Origin of the sequence: Xanthomonas sp. DAR33341, from assembly GCF_003992815.1 — a bacterium.
Taxonomy (GTDB): Bacteria; Pseudomonadota; Gammaproteobacteria; order Xanthomonadales; family Xanthomonadaceae; genus Xanthomonas; species Xanthomonas cissicola.
The window spans coordinates 1-18,680 of the sequence record NZ_QEYV01000037.1 but is presented as its reverse complement, the minus strand read 5'-3'; the positions used below and the strand labels follow the sequence as shown (position 1 = coordinate 18,680).

The following is an 18,680-nucleotide window of genomic DNA, read 5'->3' as shown; positions in this document are numbered from 1 at the left end:
CCCGAATCCCGATTCCCGAATCCCGTCTTTTCGGACAGCACCCGTTGCGCCCGCCACATGCCGGCGCTAACGAATAACGGAGTACCACCATGGATCTGATTCTTCTGCAGAAAGTGACCAACCTGGGCAACCTGGGCGACAAGGTCAGCGTCAAGCCGGGTTACGGCCGCAACTTCCTCGTGCCGCAGGGCAAGGCCGTGCCGGCCACCGCTGCCAACGTTGAAGCGTTCGAAACCAAGCGCGCCGAGTACGAAGCCAAGGCCAACAGCATCCTGGCCGAGGCACAGAGCCGCGCCACCAAGTTCGAAGGCGCCAGCGTCACCATCGGCGCGCATGCGTCGACCGAAGGCAAGCTGTACGGCTCGGTTGGCCCGCGCGATATCGCCGAGGCGTTCACCGCCGCCGGCCTGCCGCTGGAAAAGAGCGAAGTAATCCTGGGCGAAGGCGCATTCCGCAATGTCGGCGAATACGACGTTGTGCTGCACCTGCACGCGGATGTGGAAACCACGGTCAAGGTCATCGTCGAATCCGACGCCTGATCCAGGCCATATGTGTCACCCGAAGGGCGCCTTGTTAGGCGCCCTTCGTTTTTTGGGGCGCCGCCGCCAGCGCTGGCATGCCCGTTATACTCATGCCCCATTGCCGGTTCCACGGCCCGCGGATCTTATGGATCAAGGGCTTGGGCGCTGGCTTCACAGGAAAAGCGCCTGCCGGCCTCGTCCGTGCGGTGCCCGGAATCTCCAGCCCCATGCGCCTGTCCACGATCAAGCTGTCCGGTTTCAAGTCGTTCGTCGACCCGACCACGTTGCACCTGCCCACCAACATGACCGGCATCGTCGGCCCCAATGGCTGCGGCAAGTCCAACATCATCGATGCGGTGCGCTGGGTGATGGGCGAGAGCTCGGCCAGCCGCCTACGTGGCGATTCGTTGACCGACGTGATCTTTTCCGGCTCTTCGGCACGCAAGCCGGTGTCGCAGGCGACGGTGGAGCTGATCTTCGACAACTCCGACCACACCATCAGTGGCGAGTTCGCCTCGTTCAACGAGATCTCGGTCAAGCGCCTGGTCAGTCGCGACGGCAATAGCGCCTACTACCTCAATGGCACCAAGTGCCGGCGCCGCGACATCACCGATCTGTTCCTGGGCACCGGCCTTGGGCCGCGCAGCTACTCGATCATCGAGCAGGGCATGATCAGCCAAATCATCGAAGCACGCCCGGAAGACCTGCGCGTGTATCTGGAAGAAGCCGCCGGCATTTCCAAGTACAAGGAACGCCGCAAGGAAACCGAAACGCGGATTCGGCATACGCGCGAAAACCTCGACCGTCTGAGCGACCTGCGCGAAGAAATCACCAAGCAATTGGCGCATCTGCAGCGCCAGGCGCGGCAGGCCGAGCAATACCAGGCGTTGCAGGAAGAGCGCCGGATCAAGGATGCCGAGTGGAAGGCGCTGGAATACCGCGGCCTGGATGGTCGGTTGCAGGGCCTGCGCGAGAAGTTGAATCAGGAAGAGACACGCCTGCAGCAATTGATTGCCGAGCAGCGCGATGCCGAAGCACGCATCGAAACCGGCCGCGTGCGCCGCGAAGAAGCCGCCGAAGCGGTGGCCAAGGCACAGGCCGATGTCTACCAGGTCGGTGGCGCGTTGGCGCGTATCGAGCAGCAGATCCAGCATCAGCGCGAACTCTCGCATCGCTTGCACAAGGCGCGCGATGAGGCGCAGAGCCAGCTGCAGGAATTGACCCAGCACATAAGCGGCGACTCGGCCAAATTGAGCGTGCTGCGCGAAGCGGTGGCCACTGCCGAACCGCAACTGGAGCAGCTGCGCGAAGACCACGAATTCCGCCAGGAGTCGCTACGCGAAGCCGAAGCGCGGCTGGCCGACTGGCAGCAGCGCTGGGAAACGCATAACCGCGACACCGGCGAGGCCTCGCGTGCCGGTGAAGTGGAACGCACGCGCGTCGATTATCTGGATCGCCAGGCGCTGGAAGCCGACCGCCGCCGCGAAGCGTTGGTCAATGAGCGCGCTGGGCTCGACCTCGAGGCATTGGCCGAGGCGTTCGAGCAGATCGAACTGCGCCATGAAACCCAGAAAACCTCGCTGGACGGGCTGACCGAGCAGGTCGAGGCGCGCAAGCACGCGCTCGCTGGGCTGCAGGAACAGCAACGCGCCAGCCAGGGCGAGCTGGCCGAAGTGCGCAAGCAGGCGCAGGCCGCGCGCGGTCGGTTGTCGTCGCTGGAAACCTTGCAACAGGCCGCGCTTGGCCAGGAGCAGGGCGCCGCAGTGGCGTGGCTGAAGTGGCGCGGACTGGATTCGTCCGCGCGCGTGGGCGAGCGCATCAGCGTCGAGAGCGGCTGGGAAAATGCAGTCGAAGGCGCCCTGGGGCAGTTGATCGAAGGCGTGCTGGTGGAGGCGCCGGAACAATTGGTCGATGCGCTGGGCGAGTTGGGCGATGGCCGCATCGCGTTGGTGTCCAGTGCGACTGACAATGCGAGCTTCGCGCCGACCTCGCTGGCCGCCAAGGTGCAGGGGCCGATCGCGATCCGTCGGCTGCTTGCGCGTCTGCACACCGCCGAGGACCTGGACGCTGCGCGCACGCTGCAACGCAGCCTGCCCGAAGGCGATTCGGTGATCACCCGCAATGGCGAGCGGCTAGGCGAGGGTTGGGTGCGGGTCTCGCGCTCGGGCGCGGCCAAGCAGGGCGCGCTGCTGCGTGAGCGCGAGATCCAGGAGCTGCGCACCCAGATCGAAACCCTGCAAGAGCGCGAAGCCGAGCTTGAGCACCAGCTGTCCAGCTTCCGCGAACAACTGCTGGCGGCAGAGCAGCAGCGCGAAGACGCGCAGCGCCAGCTGTATATGGCGCACCGCAGCGTCTCCGAACTGGCTGGGCAATTGCAGAGTCAGCAAGGCAAGGTGGACGCGGCGCGCACGCGCATCGAGCGCATCGAAACCGAATTGGCGCAACTGCTGGAAACGCTCGATACCAGCCGCGAGCAGGCACGCGAAGCGCGCGCCAAACTCGAAGACGCGGTCACCTTGATGGGCGATCTGCAGGGCACGCGCGAAGCGCTGGAAAGCGAGCGCCGTCAACTCACCGATGCACGCGATCAGGCGCGAGATGCCGCGCGCGGCGTGCGCGATGCAATGCATGCATTGGCGCTGACGCTGGAGTCGCAACGCACCCAGATCGCATCGCTGAGCCAGACCCTGGAACGCATGGACAGCCAGCGCGGGCAGCTCGATACGCGCCTGGAAGATCTGGTCGCCCAGCTGAGCGAAGGCGATTCGCCGGTGGAAACACTGGAACACGAACATCAGGCCGCGTTGAGCGAGCGCGTACGCACCGAGCGCGCGCTGGGCGAAGCGCGCACCCTGCTCGACAGCATCGACAGCGAGCTGCGCAGCTTCGAACAGACCCGCCAGCAACGCGACGAACAAGCGTTGGCGCAGCGCGAACGCATTTCGCAACGCAAGCTCGATCAACAGGCGCTGGTGCTCAATGCCGAGCAACTGGAAGCGGCGGTGGTCAAGGCAGGCTTCGTGCTGGAAGAGGTGGTCAACGGGTTGCCCGAGTCGGCCAACGTGGCCGAATGGGAAGCGGCCGTTGGCCAGATCGACGGGCGCATGCGTCGCCTGGAGCCGGTGAACCTGGCCGCCATCCAGGAATACGGCGAAGCCGCGCAACGCTCCGAGTATCTGGACGCGCAAAACCTGGACCTCAATACCGCGCTGGAAACGTTGGAAGAGGCCATTCGCAAGATCGATCGCGAGACCCGTGGCCGCTTCAAGGACACCTTCGACCGGGTCAATTCCGGCGTGCAGGCGCTGTACCCGCGCTTGTTCGGCGGCGGCCATGCGTATCTGGAACTCACCGGCGAAGACCTGCTCGACACCGGCGTCACCATCATGGCGCGCCCTCCGGGCAAGCGCGTGTCGAGCATTTCGCTGCTGTCCGGCGGCGAGAAGGCGATGACCGCGGTGGCGCTGGTGTTTGCGATTTTCCAGCTCAACCCGGCGCCGTTCTGCCTGCTCGACGAAGTGGACGCGCCGCTTGACGAAGCCAACGTCGGTCGCCTTGCCAACATGGTGCGCGAGATGAGCGAGAAGGTGCAGTTCCTGTTCGTCAGCCATAACAAGGCCACGATGGAGGCCGCGCGCCAGCTCTCCGGCGTGACCATGCGCGAGCCCGGCGTCAGCCGCCTGGTCAGCGTGGACCTGGAAGAGGCCGCACGTTTGGCGGGTGCGGCATGACGTGCCATGCTTGCTGGAATATCGACACCTGTCACTCTTATGCGGAGGCACGCTGAATGTCCGACATGGCCATGATCCGGATCGGGATCCTGATCGCTGGACTGCTGCTGGTCGCGGCCATCTTCCTGTTTGGTCGCCCGAAGAAATCGCCGCAAGGGCGCCGGGTCGACAAGGACGAGGGCCAGCCGCGTGAACGGCGCGAACCGGTGATTTCCAGCGAGTTCGGTGCGGAGGGCGACGCTGCAGAACGCACAGAAGGCGTCGAGCAGAGCGAGCTCAATCTGGAAGGGCAGGATGCTTCCGGCGGCAACGAGGTCGGCAAGCGCCCGAACCAGGATTTCGACAAGATCGTGTCGTTGTTCGTGGCCGCCAAGGCGGGCCAGGTGCTGCGCGGCGAAGATGTGGTGGTGGCAGCCGAGAAGACCGGGCTGGTGTTCGGCCACATGAACGTGTTCCACCGCCTGGTGGAAGGCCATCCGGAACGCGGGCCGATCTTCAGCATGGCCAGCATCCTCAAGCCCGGCAGTTTCGACATGGCCAACATCCGCGAGATGCAGACACCGGCGATTGCGTTTTTCCTCACCTTGCCGGCACCGATGACGGCGCTGGACGCCTGGGAAAAAATGCTGCCCACCGTGCAGCGCATGGCCGAACTGCTGGATGGCGTTGTATTGGACGACAGCCGCAATGCGTTGGGCCGCCAGCGTGTTGCGCACATCCGCGACGAACTACGCGCCTACGATCGCCAGCACCAGGCACCGCCGCTGACCAAGTCGCCGCGCTGGTGAGTTGACATGTTGAGCCTGCAGGGCGTGTTGGCGGTGGTGTTGCTGCTGGTGCTGTGGGCGATCTTGGCGATGCCGTTGTTGTGGATCTTTACCAGGATCGCCGCACGTCTGCGCAAAAGGCCGCGACATTCGCCCTGGGTGATCGTGGGCTTTGCTGCCGCGATCACGTTGCTGGTCGCGCCTGTGCCAACGCCTTTCGTCAGCGTGTTCGTGCCGCACGCCATCGCGCTGCTGGACCGCCGTTATTACCTGCATCTCCTGCAAGGGCCGCCGATGCTGCACGAGCTGCTACTGTGGAACGCCGGCTCGATGGCGCTGACCTTCGCCATCAGCTATTTCTGGATCCGGCGCACGCTGCGCGCTCCGGAGCCTGAGGCATTCGATCAGTAGACGTCCAGAGCCCCTCTCCCCACGGAAGAGGGGTTGGGGTGAGGTACGGGCGAAGCACTCGTGCAGTTGAACAACCTCAGGCTTCGCCCGCACCCTCATCCGCCCCTACGGGGCACTTTCTCCCCCCATAAGGGAGGCAACGTCCCAAGGGGAAAAGGCTTAGCGCTTGGCCTTCCCGAACGCCTCACGGAACCGCAGCATTTCCGCCTCGGTCCCCACGCTGACGCGCACGCGCTTGGGCCAGATCGGCCAGCTGCGGCCGACGATGACGCCCTGCTTTTGCATCGAATCGGCGAACACGCTCGCATCGCGCTTGACGTCCAGCAGGAAGCAGTTGGCTTGCGAGGGCAGGCAGGTGTAGCCCTTGCCCTTGAGCCAGGCGATGGTTTCGTCGCGCACGCGGGCGTTCTCGGCGCGGCGGGTCTGCACCAGCAGCGGGTCGCGCAGGCTGGCGATGCCGGCGGCCATCGCCGGAACCGACAACGGGTTGCTGCCGAATGCGGCAAGCTTGGTCTGCAGGCCGGGCGGGGCCAGGGCGGCACCCAGGCGCAGGCCGGCCATGCCGTAGAGCTTGGAGAAGCTGCGCAGCACGATCAGATCCTGGCGCTGACGCACCAGATCGGCCACCGAGGGCTCGTTGCTGTAGTGGATGTACGCCTCGTCGACCACCAGCACGGCGCTGGCCGGCTTGTTGGCCAGCAACCATTCGATGTCGGCGCGTGGGGTGATGGCGCCAGTGGCGTTGCCGGGGTTGCACAGATACAGCATGCCGGCAGTCGGGTCGGCCTTGGCCATCGCCTTGACGTCGTGCGCGCCATCGGCACGCAGCGGCACCTTGCGTACGGCCACGCCGCGGGCGGTGGCGCTTTCGATCAGCGGGTCGAAGCTCGGGTCGGCGACCACCAGCCCCGCGCGCGCGGACGTCAACAGGCTGCCGGCCCGGTTCAGCGCGTCACGCGAGCCGGGGAACAGCGATAGATGATCGTTGGGCAGCTGCAGCTCGCCGGTCATCAGGTTGCGCAGATCCTGCTCCATCTCGAGCAGGTAGCGGCCCGAGCGTGCCAGCGAACGTGTGGCAGCTTCAATCGCTGCCGGGGCGGGACCGAGCGGATGCTCGTTGAGGTTGAGGTAGACCGTGCCGGCCGCCGCGGCCACGCCCGGCGTTGCCGGGGCCGCGGCGCGCTTGCGGGCCGCCTGGGCTGCGGGTGCCAGCCCCAGTGCGGAAACCGCCACGCCGGTGGTAGCGAGGCTGAGAAACGAACGGCGCGAGACGGGCAACGACACGGGCGAACTCCATAGGCGGCGGGCAAAGAGGGCGCCACGCTAGCCGGTTTGTGTCTGTCTGCCTATCGGGGAATTGCCATAAAACTGGCTGGACGCGTGCGTGCAGGCGTTGGACGGCAAAGACAGGTGGCACGACGGTGGCTGGGGCGCGATGGCCGGCTCCTGCCGGGCTCGCTGTCGGCCCGAATGCCGATGGGCGCTGGCGCACCTGGTGCGCATCGACGCAAACGACTTCATCCATCGCTCAGTCATCGCGAACGGCACCCGCGCCGCTGACCTTGGCATCGGTATGGCCCGTTAGAATGGGCGGCCCAGAGCCAGCCCTGCGATCGTATGACTGTCAGCCCGGATCCCGCTCAGCGCATCGATGCCCTGCGCCGTCGAATCGAAGACGCCAACTACCGGTATCACGTACTCGACGAGCCGCAGATGGCCGATGCCGATTACGACAAGCTGATGCGCGAGCTTGAGGCCTTGGAGCGCGCGCACCCGGAATTGGCCAGCGCCGATTCGCCAACCCAGCGCGTCGGCCATCTGGCCGCCTCGCGGTTTGCCGAAGTGCGGCATGCCATGCCGATGCTGTCGTTGGGCAATGCCTTCAGCGATGAGGAAGTGACCGAGTTCGTGCGGCGCATCAGCGAGCGGCTGGAGGTCAGACAACCGCTGTTTTCGGCCGAACCCAAACTCGATGGCCTGGCGATCAGCCTGCGCTACGAAAATGGCGAGTTCGTGCAGGGCGCCACGCGCGGAGATGGCGCCACCGGCGAGGATGTCAGCGCCAACCTGCGCACCGTCAAAGCGATTCCGTTGCGTCTGCGCGGCGAGGGTTGGCCGCGGGTGCTGGAAGTGCGCGGCGAGGTCTACATGCCGCGCGCCGCGTTCGAAGCCTACAACGCGCAGATGCGTGCCCAGGGCGGCAAGGTACTGGCCAACCCGCGCAATGGCGCGGCCGGCTCGCTGCGCCAGCTGGATGCGCGCATTACCGCGCAGCGCCCGCTGAGTTTCTTCGCCTACGGCGTTGGCGAAGTGAGCGAAGGCGCATTGCCGCAGACCCATTCGGCGATCCTGGCGCAGCTGCGCGCGTGGGGTTTTCCGGTCAGCGCGCTGGTCGAGGTGGTGCAGGGCAGCGATGGTCTGCTGGCGTATTACCAGCGCATCGGTGAGGCGCGCGATGGCCTGGCCTTCGATATCGATGGCGTGGTGTACAAGCTCGACGATCTGGCCGGGCAACGCGAAATGGGCTTCGTCTCGCGCGCGCCGCGTTGGGCGATCGCGCACAAGTTCCCCGCACAGGAGCAGTCCACCACGGTGGAGGCGATCGAGATCCAGATCGGCCGCACCGGTGCGGCCACGCCGGTGGCGCGCCTGAAGCCGGTGCATGTGGCCGGGGTGATCGTCACCAATGCCACGCTGCACAACGCCGACCAGATCGCGCGGCTGGATGTGCGCGTGGGCGACACGGTGATCGTGCGCCGCGCCGGTGATGTCATCCCTGAAGTGGCCGCGGTGGTGGCCGACCAGCGCCCGCCCGGCACCCAGGCCTGGCAGATGCCTACGCAGTGCCCGGTCTGCGGTTCGGAGATCGTGCGCGAAGAAGGCCAGGCGGTCTGGCGCTGTTCCGGCGAGTTGACCTGCCCGGCGCAGCGCAAGGAGGCGTTTCGGCATTTCGTCTCGCGGCGCGCGATGGATGTGGACGGCCTGGGCGAAAAATTCATCGAAGTGCTGGTCGACAGTGGCCTGGTGAAAGGCGTGGCCGACCTGTATCTGCTGAGCGTGGACCAGCTGCTGCAATTGCGCCTGATCAGCACGGCCGACAGCCCGCACGCGTTCTTGCGCGAGGCGCGCGAGCATCTTGCCAGCGGTGCATATGCGCAGCTGGAAGCCACCGTGGTCGGGATCGGCGTGGACCTGGCCGGGGAGCGCGACGTGCCGCAGACCTGGCAGGCCGATCTGCTCCGCGCAGGCTTGCCGAGCTTCGACTGGAACCGCAAGAAGATCGCCACCAAGTGGGCGGAGAATCTGATCGAGGCGATCGAAACATCGCGCGATACCACGCTGGAGCGTTTCCTGTTTGCGCTGGGCATCGAGCATGTGGGCGAAAGCACGGCCAAGGCGTTGTCGGCCTGGTTCGGCGATCTGGAATTGATCCGGCATCTGCCGTGGCCGCTGTTCAAGCGCGTGCCGGATATCGGCGGCGAAGTGGCGCGCTCGCTGGGGCACTTCTTCGACCAAGCCGGGAATCAGCAGGCCATCGATGACCTGCTGCAGCGTGGCGTGCGCATTGGCGACACGCATCCGCCCTCGCCCAAGCTGCGCGAGGCGCTGAGCTTTGCCGCCGTGCTGGAAGACATGGACATTCCCAAGGTGACGCCGGTGCGCGCGCAGCAGCTTGCCGCTGCGGTGGAGTCGTTCGCTGCGTTGCGCACGGCCGGTGCCGATGCCTTGCAACAGGCCGGCGTTCCGGCGCCCGTGGTGGCCGCGTTGCTGCAATGGCTGGATCGCCCCGAAAACGCCGCGCTCGCGAATGCGGCGCAGCAGTCGATGGAAACCGTGCTGGCGCGTCTGCCGGAAGCCGGTGCACTGCAGACCGGCCCGCTCGATGGCCAGACCGTGGTCATCACCGGGACCCTGGCTGCGCTGACGCGCGATGCGGCCAAGCAGCGGCTGGAAGCGCTGGGTGCCAAGGTCGCCGGTAGCGTCTCCAAGAAGACCGCGTTTCTGGTGGCCGGCGAAGAAGCTGGTTCCAAGCTCGACAAGGCGCAATCGCTGGGCGTGGAGATCTGGGACGAAGCGCGTTTGCTGGCCTTCCTGGGCGACCACGGCCAACAGCCATGAACACGGCGCAGGTCGATCTGGCCGCGCTGCAGTTGCGGGCGCGGCTCAACGCCGCGATCCGCGACTTTTTCGCCGAACGCGGCGTGCTAGAGGTGGAAACGCCGGTGCTTTCGGAGGCCGGCAATACAGAACCGAATATCGAAAGTTTCGGTACCCGCTTCACCGGCCATGTCGATGCCGGCGCGCCGCTGCGCTGGTTGCGCACCTCGCCGGAATATCCGCTCAAACGCCTGCTTGCCGCCGGCGTGGGCGATTGCTACGAACTGGGGCGGGTATTTCGCAATGGCGAAGCCGGTGGCCGTCACAATCCCGAGTTCAGCATGCTCGAATGGTATCGGGTGGGTTGGAACGATCGCAGTCTGGCGCAGGAGACCATCGAACTGGTGCGTCGCGCGTTGGCGCTGGTCGGGCGCCAGGCGAGGGTGCAGGTGCTGACGTATCGCGCGCTCTTCGTGCAGACGTTGGGCATCGACCCATTGTGCGATCCGATCGAAACGCTACACGCCGCCTTGCATGACGTGGCGATCGATCCTGTGGGTCTGACCCGCGACGATTGGCTGGACCTGCTGATGACCCATCGCATCCAGCCGGGCTTTGCCAGCGATACCCTGACGGTGGTGCACGATTGGCCGGCCAGTCAATGTGCGTTGGCGCGGATCCGCCACGACGACCCACCGGTGGCCGAGCGCTTCGAGCTGTATCTGGGCAGTTTCGAGGTGGCCAATGGCTATCACGAATTGAACGATGCGCAGGAGCAGCGTGCGCGCTTCGTGCGCGACAATGCCGTGCGTGCAGCACGTGGATTGCCGCAACTGCCACTGGACGAACGCCTGCTGGCGGTGTTGTCGCAGTTGCCCGACTGCGCCGGTGTGGCGGTGGGCGTGGATCGCCTGTTGATGGCCTTGCGCGGCACTACGCAGATTGCCGACGTGCTGGCGTTCGACTTCGCCCGCGCCTGAGTCATCTGGCTGTCATCGGCGCCGTATTGCTATCTTCACATCGATGATGCTCTCATCTTCGCGTCCACGGGGGCGCGACGAAGATCGTTCGGGGTGAGGATTGTCGGCATGAAGTGGCTGGTCAGCTTATGCGGTTTGTGGTGCTTGCCGCTGCTGCTCGCCGATGCGCGCGCGTCCGACCGCGCAGCCGGCGTGGTGCGCTGCGAGTCCAAGGACCTGGCGCGCGTGCATTGCGCGATGGAGACCGCCCAGGGCGTGCAACTGGTGCGCCAGCTCTCCGAAACCAGCTGCATCCGCGGTAGCGAATGGGATGTCGAACGCGATGGCGTGTGGGTCGAACAAGGCTGCCGCGCCGAATTCGCAGCGACCCGTGCGCAGACCGCAACCGTGATGCGCCGCGTGGTCCGCTGCGATTCCAATGGCGGCACGGTGGCGTGCCCGGTGGTGCTGCGTGGCGCGCCGGTGCGTCTGCTGCGGCAACGCTCGATGTGGCCGTGCAAGGAAGGGCGCACCTGGGGCGTTCGCCGCAACGAAATCTGGGTCTCGCGTGGATGCGATGGCGAATTCGAGGTGGGTGCAGAAGATGGCTCCGGCTTCGTCGCGGTGCCGCGCATGGTCACCTGCGAATCGAAGAAAAGTGCGCGGCGCACCTGTGGCGTGTCGGTGGAACGCGCGGTGCGCCTTGGCCGGCAGATGTCCAAAACGCCATGCGTGGAGGGCCAGACCTGGGGCTGGAGCCGCGACGGGGTGTGGGTGAACGACGGCTGCCGCGCCGAGTTCATCGTCGACTAAGAGCAGGTGACACAACGTCGCGCGCAGTCGTCGGGTGGAAAGACGACGCGCAATAGCCGCAGTGTACGAGTGGTGCCTGCCTTCCGAGCAGCGGCCGCGCCCGCCTTCCGGCTGCACAGTGGTTTGGTCGGCCGCGCGGTCGTGCAGCGGCGCAGGCGCTGCGCGCGCCTTACAATGGACGCATGAACGACAGCGCCCATATCGATTACGCCCGCTACGACCACATCCGGCCACTGCTGTGGACCGGCGATGCCCTTGAATTGCTCGACCAACGCAAACTGCCCTTCGAGGTGGCGCATGTGCGGTGCGACAGCAGCGACGCGGTGGCCGAGGCGATTCATTCGCTGGCCGTGCGCGGTGCGCCGGCGATCGGCATTGCGGCCGGGTGGGGCGTGGTACTGGCCGCGCGCGACATCGCTGCCGACGACGGCAGCGCTGCGCTGCAGAAGCTCGAGCCGGCGCTGCTGCGGCTCAACGCGGCGCGTCCGACCGCCGTCAACCTGGCCTGGGCGCTGATGCGCATGCGCCGGGTGCTGGGCGCGGCGGGCGCCGATTGGCGCGAGGTGATCGCGCGCGAGGCGCAGGCCATCGCCGATGAAGACCTGGCCGCCAACCGCCACATGGGCGCGCTTGGCGCCGCACTGATCGCGCCGGGCAGCGGCGTGCTGACCCATTGCAACACCGGCTCGCTGGCCACCGCTGGCTTTGGCACCGCACTGGGCGTGATCCGCGCCGGCATGGCGCAACAGCGCATTGCCAAGGTGTTCGCCGGAGAAACCCGGCCGTGGCTGCAGGGCGCGCGCCTGACCGTGTGGGAGCTGCAGCAGGACGGTATCGACGCCACCCTGATCGCCGACTCGGCGGCCTCGCATCTGATGAAATCCGGGCTGGTGCAGTGGGTGATCGTCGGCGCCGATCGCATCTGCGCCAATGGCGATACCGCCAACAAGATCGGCACCTACCAGCTGGCCATCGCCGCCCGCCACCATGGCGTGAAGTTCATGGTGGTGGCGCCGTCGTCCACGGTGGATATGGCAACGGCCAGCGGGGACCAGATCGAGATCGAGCAGCGCGATCCCGGCGAGTTGTTCGGCGTGGGCGGGGTCAGGACGGTGGCCGATGGCATCCATGCCTGGAACCCGGTCTTCGACGTGACCCCAGGCGATCTGATCGACGCGATCGTCACCGAACGCGGCGTGATCGCGCAGCCGGACCTGGCGCGGATGCAGGCCGCCTTCGGCAGCTGAGCCCGGGGCCGGCCGCCCGGCTTCCAACGCCGCCCAAACTCCCTGCAAGTGCTTGTTTCTGGCTGGTAAAGCGGAGGCGTCGGGATGCCCTGCCGTGGTACAATCCGGCGCTTGAATCGATCGGCGGGAGCGTGGGGTCGGCAGCCTGATGCAAGGGCGCTCCCGACGCGGCTTTCCGGCTCGCCCGCCACCTCACTTACGGAACCCGAATGGCAGAAACCGCCAAGGAAATCATCCAGGTCAACCTGGAAGACGAGATGCGCAAGAGCTATCTCGATTACGCCATGAGCGTGATCGTGGGCCGCGCACTCCCCGACGCCCGTGATGGCCTCAAGCCTGTGCACCGGCGCGTGCTGTACGCGATGCACGAGCTGGGCGCACACAGCAACAAGGCCTACTTCAAGTCGGCGCGTATCGTCGGCGACGTCATCGGTAAATACCATCCTCACGGCGACCAGTCGGTGTACGACACGCTGGTGCGCATGGCGCAGCCGTTCTCGCTGCGTTACATGATGGTCGACGGTCAGGGTAACTTCGGTTCGGTCGACGGCGACTCCGCCGCGGCGATGCGTTACACCGAGTCGCGCATGTCGCGGCTGGCGCACGAGTTGATGGCCGACATCGACAAGGAAACCGTCGACTTCCAGCCCAACTACGACGAGAAGGAACAGGAGCCGACGGTCATGCCGACCCGGTTCCCGAGCCTGCTGGTCAATGGCTCGGCCGGTATCGCGGTGGGCATGGCCACCAATATCCCGCCGCATAACCTGACCGAAGCGATCAATGCCTGCATCGCGCTGATCGACACGCCCGAGCTGGATGTCGAAGGCCTGATGGAATACATCCCCGGCCCGGATTTCCCCACCGCCGGCATCATCAACGGTACCGCCGGCATTGCGGCCGGCTACCGCACCGGCCGTGGCCGTGTACGCATCCGCGCCAAGGCCGATGTGGAAGTGGCCGACAACGGTCGCGAAGCGATCGTCGTGACCGAGATCCCGTACCAGGTCAACAAGGCGCGGCTGATCGAGAAGATCGCCGAGCTGGTCAAGGAAAAGAAGCTCGAAGGCATCAGCGAGCTGCGCGATGAGTCCGACAAGGACGGCATGCGCATCTACATCGAAGTCAAGCGCGGCGAATCTGCCGAGGTTGTGCTCAACAACCTGTATCAGCAGACCCAGATGGAGGCGGTGTTCGGCATCAACATGGTGGCGCTGATCGACGGCCGCCCGCAGTTGATGAACCTCAAGCAGATGCTGGAGGCGTTCATCCGCCACCGCCGCGAGGTGGTCACCCGCCGCACCATTTTCGAACTGCGCAAGGCGCGCGCGCGTGCGCACGTGCTGGAAGGCCTGACCGTTGCGTTGGCCAACATCGATGAAATGATCGAGTTGATCAAGACCTCGGCCAACCCGCAGGAAGCGCGCGAGCGCATGCTGGCCAAGACCTGGCAACCGGGCCTGGTGGGTGCGCTGCTGGGCGCGGCCGGCGCAGAAGCCTCCAAGCCGGAAGATCTGCCGCCGGGCGTGGGCCTGATCCAGGGCTTCTACCAGCTCAGCGAAGTGCAGGCTGCGCAGATCCTGGAAATGCGTCTGCATCGTCTGACCGGCCTGGAACAGGAAAAGCTGACCGACGAGTACAAGCAATTGCTCGGCGTCATCGAAGGCCTGATCCGCATCCTGGAAAACCCGGATGTGCTGCTGCAGGTGATCCGCGACGAGTTGATCAATATCCGCGAAGAATACGGCGATGAACGCCGCACCGAGATCCGTCACAGCGAAGAAGATCTGGACATTCTGGATCTGATCGCGCCGGAAGACGTGGTGGTGACGCTGTCGCATGCCGGGTATGCCAAGCGCCAGCCGGTGAGCGCGTATCGCGCGCAGCGCCGTGGTGGCCGTGGCCGCTCTGCCGCAGCGACCAAGGAAGAAGATTTCATCGACCAGCTGTGGCTGGTCAACACGCACGACACGCTGCTGACCTTCACCAGCAGCGGCAAGGTGTTCTGGCTGCCGGTGCATCAGTTGCCGGAAGCCGGCTCCAATGCGCGCGGCAGGCCGATCATCAACTGGATTCCGCTGGAATCGGGCGAGCGCGTGCAGGCCGTGCTGCCGGTGCGCGAATACGCCGACAACCGCTACGTGTTCTTCGCCACGCGCAACGGCACGGTCAAGAAGACGCCGTTGAGCGAATTCGCCTTCCGATTGGCGCGCGGCAAGATCGCCATCAACCTGGACGAAGGCGATGCGCTGGTCGGTGTGGCCTTGACCGATGGCGACCGCGACGTGCTGCTGTTCGCTTCCAACGGCAAGACCGTGCGCTTTGGCGAATCCACCGTGCGTTCGATGGGCCGTACCGCCACCGGTGTGCGCGGTATCCGTCTGACCAAGGGCGAGGAAGTGGTCAGCCTGATCGTGGCCGAGCGTGCTGGCGGTGTCGAAGAAGAGATCGAAGGCGACGAGGTCGATGATGTGGTGGAAGCCACCGATGGCGGCGAGTCTGCCGTGATCGAGGTCGCCGACGACGGCAACGTGGCCTACATTTTGACGGCCACCGAGAACGGCTACGGCAAGCGCACCCCGCTGACCGAATACCCGCGCAAGGGGCGTGGCACCCAGGGCGTGATCGGTATCCAGACCACCGAGCGCAACGGCAAACTGGTGCGTGCGGTGCTGCTGGGCGCCACCGACGAAGTGCTGTTGATTTCCGATGGCGGCACGCTGGTGCGCACGCGTGGTTCGGAGATCTCGCGCGTCGGTCGTAACACGCAGGGCGTCACGTTGATCCGTTTGTCCAAGGGCGAAAAGTTGCAGGCGGTTGAACGCCTGGATGCATCGCTGGATGAAGTGGATGAGGGAGTGGACGAAGCAAGCGCAAGCGTGAGCGAAACGCCGCCGACCGACGCGTGATTGCAGCGCTAACGCGACGCAGTTGAGCAAAAACGCCGTTGAAAACCGGCGTTTTTTATTGCGCGAAGTTTTTTGGATCGCCCCGCTTTATGGCGGGCGCTGACATCTGCAACGCAGTGTCTTCATGCGTTCGCCGCAAAGATCGCGACTCTTTCACTGACACGGGTCGAAGGTTGTGGGCGGTGCGGCGGCGTTGCGTCGCCGCCGAGTCGAAGAGGAACAACGGATGACGATTCTGGATCGTCCTTCCGGTCGCGGCCATTGGGCGCTGGCGACCTTGGGAGGCGTGATTGCACTACTGGGCGCGGTGCTGCTCGCCGGTGGCGTGTGGCTGGCTGCGTTGGGCGGCTCCTGGTATTACGCACCGGCCGGTGCGGCGATGCTCGTTGCCGGCGTGCTGCTGTTTCGTGGCCGCAATGCGGGCGCCTGGTGGTTTGCCGGCGTGGTGGCGGTTTCGTTGCTGTGGACGTGGTGGGAATCAGGCAGCGATTACTGGCGCTGGGTGCCGCGTCTGGGCCTGATTGTCGGCCTGGCATTGGTGCTCGCCTTGCTATTGCCGAAATTGCAGCGCCCCGTGTCGCGCACGGTATCGCGCAGCCTGGCCGGTGCGCTGGCGATGGTATTTGTGGTGGCGTTCGCATTGGCGTTCATGCCGCATGGCGTGACTGAAGCCGATGGCGCGCTGGCGCATGCGGCAGGCGTGCTCGGTGGCCTGGTCACCCGCGACACATCCGCCCCGGTTGCGGCGTCCGGCGCGCAGCCAGCGAATGCACCTGCCGACGGCGATTGGGCCGCGTACGGACGCAGCCAGGCCGGCCAACGCTATTCGCCGCTGCAGCAGATCAATCGCGACAATGTGGCGCAGCTGCAGCAAGCCTGGCTTTTCCACACCGGCGATTTGCCGAACAAGCGCTGGGGTGCGGAAACCACGCCGCTGAAGGTGGGCGACAGCCTGTATCTGTGCACTGCGCGCAACCAGGTGATAGCGCTGGATGCCGCCAGCGGCAAGCAGCGCTGGCGCTACGATCCCAAGGTCAAGGACGAGGCGATCCCGTACACGGCGGCATGCCGTGGCGTCTCGTATTACGAAGTACCGGCGGCTGCCGACGTTGCGGATGCTGGAGCAACGACAGCGCTATGCCGCACGCGCGTGATCGAAGGCACGCTCGACGGGCGCTTGATTGCGCTGGACGCACGCAGCGGCACGCCGTGCCCGGATTTCGGCAGCAACGGTCAGGTGGATATCACCGTCGGTATGGGCGAGACGCCGCCTGGCTATGTGTCGATCAATTCGCCGCCGGCCATCGTGCGCGGCGTGGTGGTCACCGGGCATCAGGTGCTCGACGGGCAGAAGCGTTACGAGCCCTCCGGTGTGATCGAAGGTTTCGATGCGGTGACCGGCAAGTTGCGCTGGGCCTGGGACATGACGCATCCGGAATGGAACGGCGCACCGCCGCCGGGCCAGAGCTGGACGCGCGGCACGCCCAATATGTGGACCACCGCCGCAGCCGATGAGCAGTTGGGCTACATGTATCTGCCGATGGGCAATTCCACCGCCGATTACTGGAGCAGCTCGCGCACGCCGCAGGAGAACCGTTATGCGACCTCGCTGGTGGCGCTGGATGTCACCACCGGCAAGCCGGTGTGGAATTTCCAGACCACGCACATCGATGCCTGGGATTACGACCTGGGCTCGCAGCCGAGCCTGATCGACTTCCCCAAGGACGGCGTCAACGTGCCGGCGGTGCTGTTGCCGAGCAAGCAGGGCGAGCTGTACGTGCTGGATCGGCGTACCGGCAAGCCGCTGGTGGGCGTGGAAGAGCGTACGGTGCCAGGCGGTGGCGTGGAGCCTCAGATGCGTGCCAAGACGCAGCCGTTCTCGCTGTATCACACGCTGCGCAAGCCGGACCTGAGCGAGCGCGACATGTGGGGCATGACTCCGATCGACCAGCTGGTTTGCCGGATCCAGTTTCGCAAGGCCAGTTACAAGGGCATTTACACGCCGCCGGAAGCGGACCGGCATTCGATCGAGTACCCCGGTTACAACGGCGGTTCGGATTGGGGCAGCGTGGCGGTGGATCCGCACCGCGGTGTGATCGTGGCCAACTACAACGACATGCCCAACTACAACCTGCTAGTGCCGCGCGCCAAGGCCGACAAGCTGGGCTGGGCACCGCGCGATGAAGTGCGTGGCGATGCCGGCGGCGCGGAAGGCGCAGGCGACCCGCAGACCGGCACACCGTATGCAATCAACGTCAATGCCGGCTGGCGTCTGCCGTTCACCAAGTTGCTGTGCAAGGAACCGCCGTACGGCGGCATCCGCGCCATCGATCTGGCCAGTGGCAAGACCCTGTGGGACCGCCCCTTCGGCAGTGCGCGTGGCAATGGCCCGTTCGGCATCCGTTCCGGCCTCCCGATCGAAATCGGTACACCGAACAATGGTGGCGCGGTGGTGACGGCAAGCGGTTTGATCTTCATTGCCGCCGCCACCGACGACCTGATCCGCGCGATCGATCTGGCCACCGGCAAGGAGCTGTGGCATGCCAAGTTGCCGGCCGGCGGCCAGGCCAACCCGATGGTGTACGAATACGGTGGCCGCGAGTATCTGGTCATCATGGCCGGCGGGCACCACTTCATGGAGACACCGGCAGGCGATGCGGTGATCGCCTACGCGTTACCGCAGAAAGCGCAGTGATTTCGGAGACGAGCGAGATCGGCTGCTAAAGCGGCACGCAAACGCCTGCGTAGGCGCCATGCCACGTGGCCCGTGTCTGGAATCGGAGTGTGCCAATGCAGACAGACATTTTGATTTCGGGCGCGAGTCGTCCGCCGACAGCTAACGATGGATCGCATCATTCGTCAGGGGCTCAGGAACGTTGAAGCATGAAAAAGCGCACCGCAAGCGGTGCGCTTTTTCGCTGAAGAAAATCGCGGGGTAAGCGCTCGGCTACCTCGGCAAGACAACGCTGATGCGCCCAGCGCTTGCCCACATGACGCCTCGGGCCGCACGCTTTCCCGATTCCCGATTCCCGATTCCCGATTCCCGATTCCCGATTCCCGATTCCCGAATCCCGAATCCCGATTCCCGATTCCCGAATCCCGAATCCCGAATCCCGAATCCCGAATCCCGAATCCCGAATCCCGAATCATCCGACGTTCGCCGCCACCTCATCGTCCTGCACCGCATCGCGCACATCCTGTGCCAGCGTCGCCTTGACGATGAT

General features: G+C 65.5%; 11 protein-coding genes and 1 pseudogene. 11 read left to right on the top strand and 1 reads right to left on the bottom strand.

All coding sequences use genetic code 11. The annotated features are described in order from the left end of the window. The first annotated feature begins 89 nt into the window (after positions 1-89). The 4 genes from rplI (at position 90) to EO156_RS18525 (ending at position 5,430) form a co-directional block, all read left to right on the top strand. Positions 90-539 carry a 50S ribosomal protein L9 gene (gene rplI / locus EO156_RS18540; protein ID WP_003485864.1) on the top strand — a complete coding sequence of 150 codons (450 nt, stop codon included), beginning with the start codon at positions 90-92 and terminating at the stop codon, positions 537-539. A 209-nt stretch (positions 540-748) separates the two neighbouring features. Further along, positions 749-4,252: a chromosome segregation protein SMC gene (gene smc / locus EO156_RS18535; protein ID WP_016851331.1), complete on the top strand. Its 3,504-nt coding sequence runs from the start codon at positions 749-751 to the stop codon at positions 4,250-4,252. Positions 4,253-4,308: 56 nt separating this feature from the next. Further along, entirely contained in the window at positions 4,309-5,040 is a 732-nt protein-coding gene (gene zipA / locus EO156_RS18530; protein WP_016851332.1) for a cell division protein ZipA, read from the top strand. Positions 5,041-5,046: 6 nt separating this feature from the next. Continuing rightward, positions 5,047-5,430 (top strand): hypothetical protein, encoded by a 384-nt coding sequence (locus tag EO156_RS18525; RefSeq protein ID WP_003485857.1) that lies wholly within the window; start codon positions 5,047-5,049, stop codon positions 5,428-5,430. A 159-nt stretch (positions 5,431-5,589) separates the two neighbouring features. Here EO156_RS18525 and EO156_RS18520 read toward each other — a convergent pair whose 3' ends face one another. Then, a complete protein-coding gene (locus EO156_RS18520; protein ID WP_029828688.1) occupies positions 5,590-6,714 on the bottom strand; it encodes a pyridoxal phosphate-dependent aminotransferase in 1,125 nt (374 codons plus the stop codon). A 333-nt stretch (positions 6,715-7,047) separates the two neighbouring features. On the opposite strand from EO156_RS18520, the gene ligA reads away from it, so the two are divergent. The 7 genes and pseudogenes from ligA to EO156_RS24185 form a co-directional block, all read left to right on the top strand. Further along, positions 7,048-9,549, top strand: coding sequence for an NAD-dependent DNA ligase LigA (gene ligA, locus EO156_RS18515; protein WP_016850302.1), 2,502 nt, complete (start codon positions 7,048-7,050; stop codon positions 9,547-9,549). Continuing rightward, on the top strand, positions 9,546-10,508 hold the full coding sequence (epmA, locus tag EO156_RS18510) for an EF-P lysine aminoacylase EpmA (RefSeq protein WP_016850301.1): 963 nt from the start codon (positions 9,546-9,548) through the stop codon (positions 10,506-10,508). Before ligA ends, epmA begins: the two co-directional genes overlap by 4 nt. 108 nt (positions 10,509-10,616) lie before the next feature. Then, positions 10,617-11,300 carry a DUF3011 domain-containing protein gene (locus EO156_RS18505; RefSeq protein WP_003485848.1) on the top strand — a complete coding sequence of 228 codons (684 nt, stop codon included), beginning with the start codon at positions 10,617-10,619 and terminating at the stop codon, positions 11,298-11,300. A gap of 182 nt (positions 11,301-11,482) precedes the next feature. Continuing rightward, on the top strand, positions 11,483-12,547 hold the full coding sequence (gene mtnA, locus EO156_RS18495; RefSeq protein ID WP_029828691.1) for an S-methyl-5-thioribose-1-phosphate isomerase: 1,065 nt from the start codon (positions 11,483-11,485) through the stop codon (positions 12,545-12,547). A 209-nt stretch (positions 12,548-12,756) separates the two neighbouring features. Then, positions 12,757-15,456: a DNA gyrase subunit A gene (gyrA, locus tag EO156_RS18490; protein WP_016849548.1), complete on the top strand. Its 2,700-nt coding sequence runs from the start codon at positions 12,757-12,759 to the stop codon at positions 15,454-15,456. Positions 15,457-15,682: 226 nt separating this feature from the next. Next, positions 15,683-18,151 (top strand): membrane-bound PQQ-dependent dehydrogenase, glucose/quinate/shikimate family, encoded by a 2,469-nt coding sequence (locus EO156_RS18485; RefSeq protein WP_016849547.1) that lies wholly within the window; start codon positions 15,683-15,685, stop codon positions 18,149-18,151. A gap of 274 nt (positions 18,152-18,425) precedes the next feature. Continuing rightward, positions 18,426-18,680, top strand: a pseudogene (locus EO156_RS24185) (hypothetical protein); the annotation flags it as partial.

Coding starts and splice junctions, on each gene's coding strand:
- epmA (WP_016850301.1), top strand. CDS start 9,546: ATGAACACGGCGCAGGTCGATCTGGCCGCGCTGCAGTTGCGGGCGCGG.
- gyrA (WP_016849548.1), top strand. CDS start 12,757: ATGGCAGAAACCGCCAAGGAAATCATCCAGGTCAACCTGGAAGACGAG.
- EO156_RS18485 (WP_016849547.1), top strand. CDS start 15,683: ATGACGATTCTGGATCGTCCTTCCGGTCGCGGCCATTGGGCGCTGGCG.
- EO156_RS18505 (WP_003485848.1), top strand. CDS start 10,617: ATGAAGTGGCTGGTCAGCTTATGCGGTTTGTGGTGCTTGCCGCTGCTG.
- rplI (WP_003485864.1), top strand. CDS start 90: ATGGATCTGATTCTTCTGCAGAAAGTGACCAACCTGGGCAACCTGGGC.
- smc (WP_016851331.1), top strand. CDS start 749: ATGCGCCTGTCCACGATCAAGCTGTCCGGTTTCAAGTCGTTCGTCGAC.
- ligA (WP_016850302.1), top strand. CDS start 7,048: ATGACTGTCAGCCCGGATCCCGCTCAGCGCATCGATGCCCTGCGCCGT.
- EO156_RS18525 (WP_003485857.1), top strand. CDS start 5,047: ATGTTGAGCCTGCAGGGCGTGTTGGCGGTGGTGTTGCTGCTGGTGCTG.
- mtnA (WP_029828691.1), top strand. CDS start 11,483: ATGAACGACAGCGCCCATATCGATTACGCCCGCTACGACCACATCCGG.
- zipA (WP_016851332.1), top strand. CDS start 4,309: ATGTCCGACATGGCCATGATCCGGATCGGGATCCTGATCGCTGGACTG.